Below are 8,321 nucleotides of genomic sequence, written 5' to 3' on the forward strand. Positions count from 1 at the left end.
GGTCGCCAATGGACAGACAGACGTCACGATGGAGTAATAAATGACCGAGCAGGCTTATAACTCATCAAGCATCAAGGTCCTCAAGGGACTGGATGCAGTACGCAAGCGGCCTGGCATGTACATCGGTGATACCGATGATGGCACCGGCCTGCATCACATGGTTTTCGAGCTGGTGGACAACTCCATTGATGAGGCGTTGGCAGGCTACTGCAGCGAAATCCGTGTGGTCATTCATCCTGACGAGTCGATTACCGTCAGTGACAACGGACGCGGAATACCCACTGATATCCATGAGGAAGAAGGGGTTTCGGCAGCTGAAGTCATCATGACAGTGCTGCATGCCGGCGGTAAATTTGATGACAACTCCTACAAGGTGTCTGGCGGTCTTCATGGCGTAGGCGTGTCTGTGGTCAACGCGCTGTCAGAAGAGCTTAAGCTCACCATCTGGCGAAATAATGAGGTACACGAACAGGTCTATCATCACGGAGTGCCGGCCTCACCGCTCAAGGTGGTCGGGCAGACTGAGAAAAGCGGCAGTCGGGTTCACTTCAGACCGTCCAGTGAAACTTTCGGGAACATCGAGTTTCATTACGAGATCCTGGCCAAACGGCTGCGGGAGCTGTCGTTCCTCAACTCAGGCGTGGCAATTCGTCTGGTTGATGAGCGTTCCGGCAAGGAAGAGTTGTTCCATTATGAAGGTGGGCTACGAGCTTTTGTCGATCATCTCAACACCAATAAGACGGTGTTGAACCCGGTTTTTCATTTCAATGAAGAACGGGAAGACGGAGTGGGTGTCGAGGTGGCCATGCAGTGGACAGACACCTTTACTGAGAACGTCTTCTGCTACACCAATAATATCCCCCAGCGTGACGGTGGCTCCCACTTGGCCGGTTTCCGTGCCGGCCTGACTCGTACCCTCAATCATTATATTGAGGCGGAAGGCCTGGCCGGTAGAGCGAAAGTGCAAACCTCCGGCGACGATGCCCGAGAAGGACTGACGGCTATTATCTCGGTCAAAGTTCCCGATCCGAAATTTTCTTCCCAGACTAAGGAGAAGCTGGTTTCCTCGGAAATCAGGACAGCTGTCGAACAGGAAATGGGAAAACTGTTTTCCGACTATCTGGTCGAGAAGCCCAATGAAGCTAAGGCCATTGTTGGCAAGATGATCGATGCCGCCCGGGCTCGTGAAGCGGCGCGTAAGGCGCGCGACATGACGCGCCGCAAAGGGGCACTTGATATTGCCGGTTTGCCCGGGAAGCTGGCCGACTGTCAGGAAAAAGACCCCAGCCTTTCCGAGCTGTACCTGGTGGAGGGTGACTCAGCCGGTGGCAGTGCCAAGCAAGGGCGTGACCGTCGAACACAGGCTATCCTTCCCCTCAAGGGCAAGATTCTCAACGTTGAGAAAGCACGTTTCGATAAAATGTTGTCTTCGGCTGAAGTTGGCACCCTGATTACTGCGTTGGGTTGCGGTATCGGGCGCGAAGAGTTTGATCCTGACAAGCTGCGCTATCACTCCATCATCATCATGACTGATGCCGATGTGGACGGTTCGCACATCCGCACGCTGCTGTTAACCTTTTTCTTCCGTCAGATGGTTCAGTTGATCGAACGCGGCCACGTATTTATCGCTCAGCCGCCGCTATACAAGATCAAGCGCGGTAAGCAGGAGAGCTACCTCAAGGATGAGGAAGCCATGACTGACTACTTAACGTCCACGGCGCTGGATGGCGCCAGGCTTTATGTCAATGCTGATGCGCCGGCTATTCAGGGCGAGCAACTGGAAGAGTTAGTACATCAGTACCGCGACGTTATGCACCGGATTGAGCGTCTGTCACGTGTCTATCCCAATGCTGTTCTGCAGCGGATAATCTATGCGGCAACGCTTGAGGAAAGTAACCTCAAAGATCGCGGTACCATGCAGACCTGGATTGATTGTCTGCAAAATGAGATGGATGCACTGATCGACTACGAGGGCGGCCCACGCTACAGCTTCAGCCTGACGGAAGATGACGAGCGCGGCTTCTTCCTGCCCTCGGTGTCACTGGTTGCACATGGTGTCACTACTGATTATGTGTGGGGAGAGGACTTTTTCAGCAGCATTGACTACCGTGCCCTGGCAGCACTAGGTGAAAGGCTGAGCGGCCTGCTTGAAGAAGGTGCCACTATTGCACGCGGAGAGCGCAGCAAGCCAGTCTCCAGCTTTACCAAAGCACTGGACTGGCTGATGGGCGAGGCTCAGCGTGGGCTGTCTATCCAGCGCTATAAAGGTCTGGGTGAGATGAACCCTGACCAGCTGTGGGAAACCACTATGGATCCTGAGTCCCGCCGTATGCTGCGTGTGACCATTGAGGACGCTGTCGCGGCAGATATGATGTTCAACACCCTGATGGGTGATGAAGTTGAGCCCCGCAGAGAGTTCATTGATCGTAACGCCCTGACGGCTAACCTTGATGTTTGACCGGTCTTGATGTTTCACGTGAAACACTGACTCAGTAAAACATAAAGCCGCAAAGAAAAGCCCCGACCAGTGAACATACTGGTCGGGGCTTTTTCATGCCTCACGTGATGACTGACCGGATAAGCAGGCTAACTGTGCTGGTCTGATTGTTGAATCATGTGCTTAGTAAATGTTCCACAAAATTCGCCAAATCATTAAATACCAGAGTGCCTGGCACTTCCTGGGCAAGATCGGGATGCTCCAGCAGGGTGTCGTCACCGTTGCCGGTGAGTACCAACACGGGCTGGCAGCCGGCACTACTGCCCGCTTGAATGTCTCTGAGGCTGTCGCCTACCATCCAGGAACCTTCTAGGCTTGGAAGGTCAAGAGCGGACTGTATCTGGTATATCAAGCCCGGTAATGGCTTACGGCAATCACATTTATCGGCATCCAGGTGCGGACAGTAAGCAATATAGTCAAGATGTCCACCGGCTTCTGACACCATGTCGGTCATGCGCTGGTGGATCTGGTTCAACATATCGGTGTCGTAATAATGGCGCGCGATGCCTGACTGGTTGGTCGCAACCGCTACCCGGTACCCCGCCTTGGTCAAACGTGAAATAGCCTGGATTGATGATGGGTAGGGAATCCATTCTTCCACGCTTTTGATGTAGTTGACGGAATCTCTGTTGATGACACCGTCACGGTCGAGGATGACGAGCTTCTGAGTCATTAAAAAGTACCTTGTACAAATGAGTGCTTCCACAGCCAGTGTAGGCAGGTGTTTCACGTGAAACAATCCACGACCTGATTGAGGTGGCTTTGGGGTGTTGGCAAAGATCAAAAAAACGCCATGTTTCACGTGAAACATGGCGTTCAGGTCCCACTGATCTTACCCAGTTGCTCAGCGGAATGGCGGCGTTACCGGGCTAAGACTCAATGCTGTAGCTCGGCGATATCCGCAACCTCAAGGAACAGTGCCTGCAGGCTGGCCAACAGCGCCAGGCGATTGTTGCGCACGGCGTCATCGTCTGCCATCACCATCACTTGATCAAAAAAGTTGTCGACTGGCTCGCGGAGGTTGGCCAGAACGTCGAGGGCTTCGCTATAACGTGCCTCGGCAAGTAAGGGTGTTGCCTCAGAGTGGCGGGCACTCAGCGCCTCTTGTAGGGCCTTCTCGGCGTCTTCCTGGAGCAGGTCGGTGGCAACCTCAGTGTTTCCGCCGTGTTTCTGCTTGGCGATGATGTTGGAAACGCGTTTGTTAGCAGCAGCTAGCGCAGCGGCTTCCTCATGACCGGCGAACTGGTGCACGGCCTTTAGGCGACGGGCGAAGTCCAGCGGTGTGGTAACCGGGCGCGCACGTACGGCCAAGTAGACCTCCGGACCAATGCCCTCTTCCTGCGCCCAGGCGCGGAAACGGTCAAGCATGTAGGTCAGCACCTCGTCGACCAGGCCTTCGGCCTTGGGTAGGTTCTGGTGCTGCGCTGCCGCTAGCTCCAACAGCTCGCGCAGATCCAGAGACAACTCGCCCTTGATCAGGATATTGAGCACACCGATAGCAGCACGACGTAGGGCGAAGGGGTCCTTGGTGCCGCTGGGGCGCTGGCCGATGCCGAAGATGCCGGTCATGGTGTCCAGGCGGTCAGCAATGGCCAGTGCCTGGCCTGTACGGGTAGTAGGGATCGCATCGCCAGCGTGACGTGGCAGATATTGCTCCTCAAGCGCCCTGGCGACCTCGGCATCTTCACCATCGTGTTCGGCATAGTAGCGGCCCATGGTGCCTTGCAACTCTGGGAACTCTAGCACCATCTCAGTCATCAGGTCGCACTTGGCCAGGGTGGTTGCGCGTCGTGCTTTTTCTTCGTCACCACCGATACGGCTGGTAATATGAGCAGCAACCACGGCACTGCGTTCGGCCTTGTCGGCCAGGGTGCCTAGCTGCTTCTGGAATACCACACTGCCCAGAGAAGTGACACGTTCAGAGAGCTTCTTGCTGCGGTCAGTTTCATAGAAGAAGGCGGCATCGGCCAGACGCGGACGAATGACCTTCTCGTTACCGGAGATCACCTGTTCGGGATCCTGGCTGTCGATGTTGGAGATGGTGATGAAAGCAGGCTTGAGCTTGCCGTTTTCATCAAGTAGGTGGAAGTACTTCTGGTTGACTTTCATGGACGACACTAGGCACTCCGCCGGCACCTCCAGGAAGCGCTCGTCGAAGCTTCCCGCTAATGCCACCGGCCATTCCACCAGGCCGCTGACTTCGGTCAGCAAGTCTTCATCGATGACGGCCGTGGCGTCCACTAGCTCGGCCTCAGCCAGTACTTGCTCGCGGATGCGCTCACGGCGGACCTCCCGGTCGACCAGTACCCAGGCATTGTCCAGCGCCGCCACATAGTCATCAGCATGGTCAAGGGTAATCGGCTGCGGCGCATGGAAGCGGTGGCCATAGGTGATGCGGTTGGCTTCCAGGCCGAGTACGCTGGCCGGCACAACCTCGTTGCCGTACAGCACCACGAGCCAATGAACCGGGCGCGAGAACTCGATGCGTGAGGCTCCCCAGCGCATGTTCTTGGGCACCGGCAGGGCAGCAACGGCTTTTTCTAGAATGGCGGGCAGCAGTGCGACGGTGGCTGCCCCCTGCTGCACGTCCCGGTAGCCAAGCCAGGTACCTTTATCGGTTTCCAGGTGGATCAGCTGGTCAACGCTGACTCCGCAGGAGCGGGCGAAGCCTTCGACGGCTTTGGTCGGCTGGCCGTCCTTGAAAGCGGCTGCCAGTGCTGGGCCGCGGCGCTCAACGTCACGGTCGGGTTGTTTGTCTGCCAGCGCCTCAATGGTGACTGCCAGGCGGCGTGGGCTGGCATGGGCCGAGACTTTGTCAAAAGTGACACCGGCCTCTGCCAGTCCGTGCTGGATGCCAGCGGCAAAGGCATCGGACAGCTTGTCGATAGCGCTCGGCGGCAGTTCTTCCACGCCGAGTTCAACCAATAGGGTATGGGCAGCCATGCTTATACGTCTCCCAGTTCGGCGTGATTGTCTTGCTCAAGTAGTAGCTCTTTGCGAAGCGCCTCGGAAGCCAGCGGAAAGCCGGCGGCCTTGCGCGACTCGTAATAGGCATGCGCGACATCGCGGGCCATGGTGCGCACGCGCAAGATATAGCGCTGGCGTTCGGTCACCGAAATGGCGTGACGGGCGTCGAGCAGGTTGAAGGTATGCGAGGCCTTGAGCACCTGTTCGTAGGCCGGTAGCGGCAGCCTGGCTTCAAGCAGCTTGACGCACTCGCTTTCGTGGTAGTCGAAGTTGCCGAACAGGGCATCAACATCAGCGTATTCAAAGTTGTAGGTCGACTGCTCGCGCTCGTTCTGCAGGTAGACGTCGCCATAGGTCACCTTTGAGCCATCCGGCGCGACGGTCCATACCAGATCGTAGATGCTGTCCACGTCCTGCAGGTACATGGCGATGCGCTCAAGGCCATAGGTCAGCTCGCCCGTTACGGGGTAGCATTCGATACCGCCTGCCTGCTGGAAGTAGGTGAACTGGGTTACCTCCATGCCGTTAAGCCAGACTTCCCAGCCCAAACCCCAAGCGCCAAGGGTAGGGGACTCCCAGTTGTCCTCGACGAAACGGATGTCATGCACCAATGGGTCAAGGCCCAGGTACTTGAGGGAGCCAAGAAACAGTTCCTGGAAGTTGTCCGGTGAGGGCTTCATCACCACCTGAAACTGGTAGTAGTGCTGCAGGCGATTGGGATTTTCGCCATAGCGGCCGTCGGTAGGACGGCGGGAAGGCTGCACATAGGCTGCGTTCCAGTTTTCGGGGCCGATGGAGCGCAGGAAAGTGGCCGGATGAAAGGTACCGGCACCGACTTCCATGTCCAGCGGCTGGAGTACTACGCAGCCCTGATCGGCCCAGTACTGTTGTAGGGCAAGGATCAAGCCTTGAAAGGTTGCCACGTCTGGCATCGACTGTGTCATTGGAGAAGCACCATTGGCCATGAATTCACGAGCCGTCAAGTATACAATCCCCGAGAGGTGGGTTATAGGCGCAGCCCCTCAGCAATCTGCCCGACCCGCAAATAAAGAGGAATACTCCATGATTGTAGTGACAGGCGGAGCCGGTTTCATCGGCTCGAATTTGGTAAAGGCACTGAATGCCCGTGGCCATAACGATATTCTGGTGGTGGACGATCTTCTTGACGGCACCAAGTTCATGAACCTGGCTGACGCCACCCTAGGCGACTACCTGGACAAGGACGACTTTCTCGAACGGGTTCGCGCTGCGCTGAATGGCAAGCCATCACACCTGCCGCCCATCGAAGCGATCTTCCATGAAGGCGCCTGCTCAGACACTACCGAGTGGGACGGGCGTTTCATGCTGCACAATAACTTCGAGTACTCAAAGGAACTACTGCACTTCTGCCAGCGCCAGGGGATTCCGTTTATCTATGCCTCGTCGGCGGCGACCTATGGGGGCAGCGATGTGTTCGTGGAAGCCCCCGAACACGAGAAACCGCTCAACGTCTACGGTTACTCCAAGCTGCTGTTTGACCAGTATGTGCGGGCGCGTCAGCACGAGTTTGAAAGCCAGGTGGTGGGGTTTCGCTATTTCAACGTCTATGGCCCGCGTGAGCAGCACAAGGGGAAAATGGCCAGCGTGGCCTATCACCACCATACCCAGATCAGCAGTGGCCAGAATCTCAAGCTGTTTGGCGCCTGGGACGGCTTCGAAGCCGGAATGCAGAGCCGTGACTTCGTCTATGTGGGCGATGTGGTCGACGTGAACCTGTGGTTCCTCGATAACCCCGGAGTGTCTGGCATCTTCAACTTGGGTACCGGCCGCGCCGAGCCGTTCAAGGCGATCGGGGAAGCGGTAATCGACTATTACGACCGTGGGCAGATTGATTTTATCGACTTCCCTGATGAGCTGAAAGGGCGCTATCAGAGCTATACCCGCGCCGATATCAGCAAGCTGCGTAATGTGGGTTATACCAAGGAGTTTTGTACTGTGGCTCAGGGCGTGCGCGATTATCTGGAGCAGCTGAATGGCTGAGGCTGGAGCCCCTGACGAGCGTATTTTGGTGGTCGGCCCGTCCTGGGTCGGCGACATGGTCATGGCGCAGAGCCTGTTCATGACGCTCAAGGCCAGTAACCCTGACGCCTATATCGGGGTGGTCGCGCCAGCCTGGTCGCTGCCCATTCTGGAGCGGATGGACGAAGTGGATGAGGCGGTGGCGCTGAAGGTTGGCCATGGCGAGTTCGGCTTTGCCGCACGGCGTCGCCTAGCTGGTCAGCTACGCGGGCGTTTTGATCGGGCCATTGTGTTGCCACGCTCGTGGAAGTCGGCGTTGGTGCCTTTTCTGGCGCGTATCCCCCGGCGTATCGGTTTTACCGGCGAGCAGCGTCTGGTGTTGCTCAATGAGCGCCGAACGCTCGACAAAGCCGTGCTGGACCAGACCGTCAAACGCTTCGTTTCTCTTGGTGTGAGCCTTGAGGCGGCGACGCGGGGTGATTTTGCTCTGCCTGCTCCGCGGCTGCGCTGCGATCTGGCTAACCAGACGCGTCTACTGGAAGAGTTAAAGCTGGGTCAGCGTCCGGCGATTGCCATGATGCCAGGGGCTGAGTACGGCCCGGCTAAGCAGTGGCCGTTGGCATATTTTCACAATCTTGCCGGGGCGCTGGTTAAGCGGGGTTTTGAAGTGTGGGTGATGGGTGGCCCCAAAGACAAAGCGGATGGGGAAACCATCGCCCAAGGGCTTACCCATGTACACAACCTGTGTGGCCGCACTCGGCTGGCTGATACGGTGGATCTGCTTGCTGCCTGCCGTCAGGCGGTCACCAATGATTCCGGGCTGATGCATGTGGCGGCGGCGGCCGGTACGCGCATTCAG

Annotated in this window: 6 protein-coding genes; 3 read left to right on the top strand and 3 right to left on the bottom strand. The window is 57.0% G+C overall.

Going from position 1 to position 8,321, the window contains the following annotated elements:
• Positions 1–40 precede the first annotated feature (40 nt).
• Positions 41–2,458: a DNA topoisomerase (ATP-hydrolyzing) subunit B gene (gene gyrB, locus ACTH3D_RS02105; RefSeq protein ID WP_441664754.1), complete on the top strand. Its 2,418-nt coding sequence runs from the start codon at positions 41–43 to the stop codon at positions 2,456–2,458.
• Positions 2,459–2,612: 154 nt separating this feature from the next.
• Here gyrB and gmhB read toward each other — a convergent pair whose 3' ends face one another.
• The 3 genes from gmhB to glyQ form a co-directional block, all read right to left on the bottom strand.
• Entirely contained in the window at positions 2,613–3,170 is a 558-nt protein-coding gene (gene gmhB / locus ACTH3D_RS02110) for a D-glycero-beta-D-manno-heptose 1,7-bisphosphate 7-phosphatase (protein WP_441664756.1), read from the bottom strand.
• A gap of 203 nt (positions 3,171–3,373) precedes the next feature.
• Positions 3,374–5,440, bottom strand: coding sequence for a glycine--tRNA ligase subunit beta (gene glyS, locus ACTH3D_RS02115; protein ID WP_441664758.1), 2,067 nt, complete (start codon positions 5,438–5,440; stop codon positions 3,374–3,376).
• Positions 5,441–5,442: 2 nt separating this feature from the next.
• Positions 5,443–6,408 carry a glycine--tRNA ligase subunit alpha gene (gene glyQ, locus ACTH3D_RS02120; protein ID WP_441664760.1) on the bottom strand — a complete coding sequence of 322 codons (966 nt, stop codon included), beginning with the start codon at positions 6,406–6,408 and terminating at the stop codon, positions 5,443–5,445.
• Between the two features lie 118 nt (positions 6,409–6,526).
• Here glyQ and rfaD point away from each other — a divergent pair, with 118 nt between their 5' ends.
• Both rfaD and waaF read left to right on the top strand, forming a co-directional pair.
• Positions 6,527–7,483 (top strand): ADP-glyceromanno-heptose 6-epimerase, encoded by a 957-nt coding sequence (rfaD, locus tag ACTH3D_RS02125; protein ID WP_441664762.1) that lies wholly within the window; start codon positions 6,527–6,529, stop codon positions 7,481–7,483.
• On the top strand, positions 7,476–8,321 hold an 846-nt coding region (gene waaF, locus ACTH3D_RS02130; RefSeq protein WP_441664764.1), incomplete at its 3' end, for a lipopolysaccharide heptosyltransferase II. The genes rfaD and waaF, both read left to right, overlap by 8 nt.

Source organism: Halomonas sp., assembly GCF_052095765.1.
Classification (GTDB): domain Bacteria; phylum Pseudomonadota; class Gammaproteobacteria; order Pseudomonadales; family Halomonadaceae; genus Halomonas.

Bases quoted from the DNA above. Each gene is read 5' to 3' on its own strand.
- gyrB (WP_441664754.1), top strand. From the start codon at position 41: ATGACCGAGCAGGCTTATAACTCATCAAGCATCAAGGTCCTCAAGGGA.
- gmhB (WP_441664756.1), bottom strand. From the start codon at position 3,170: ATGACTCAGAAGCTCGTCATCCTCGACCGTGACGGTGTCATCAACAGA.
- glyS (WP_441664758.1), bottom strand. From the start codon at position 5,440: ATGGCTGCCCATACCCTATTGGTTGAACTCGGCGTGGAAGAACTGCCG.
- glyQ (WP_441664760.1), bottom strand. From the start codon at position 6,408: ATGACACAGTCGATGCCAGACGTGGCAACCTTTCAAGGCTTGATCCTT.
- rfaD (WP_441664762.1), top strand. From the start codon at position 6,527: ATGATTGTAGTGACAGGCGGAGCCGGTTTCATCGGCTCGAATTTGGTA.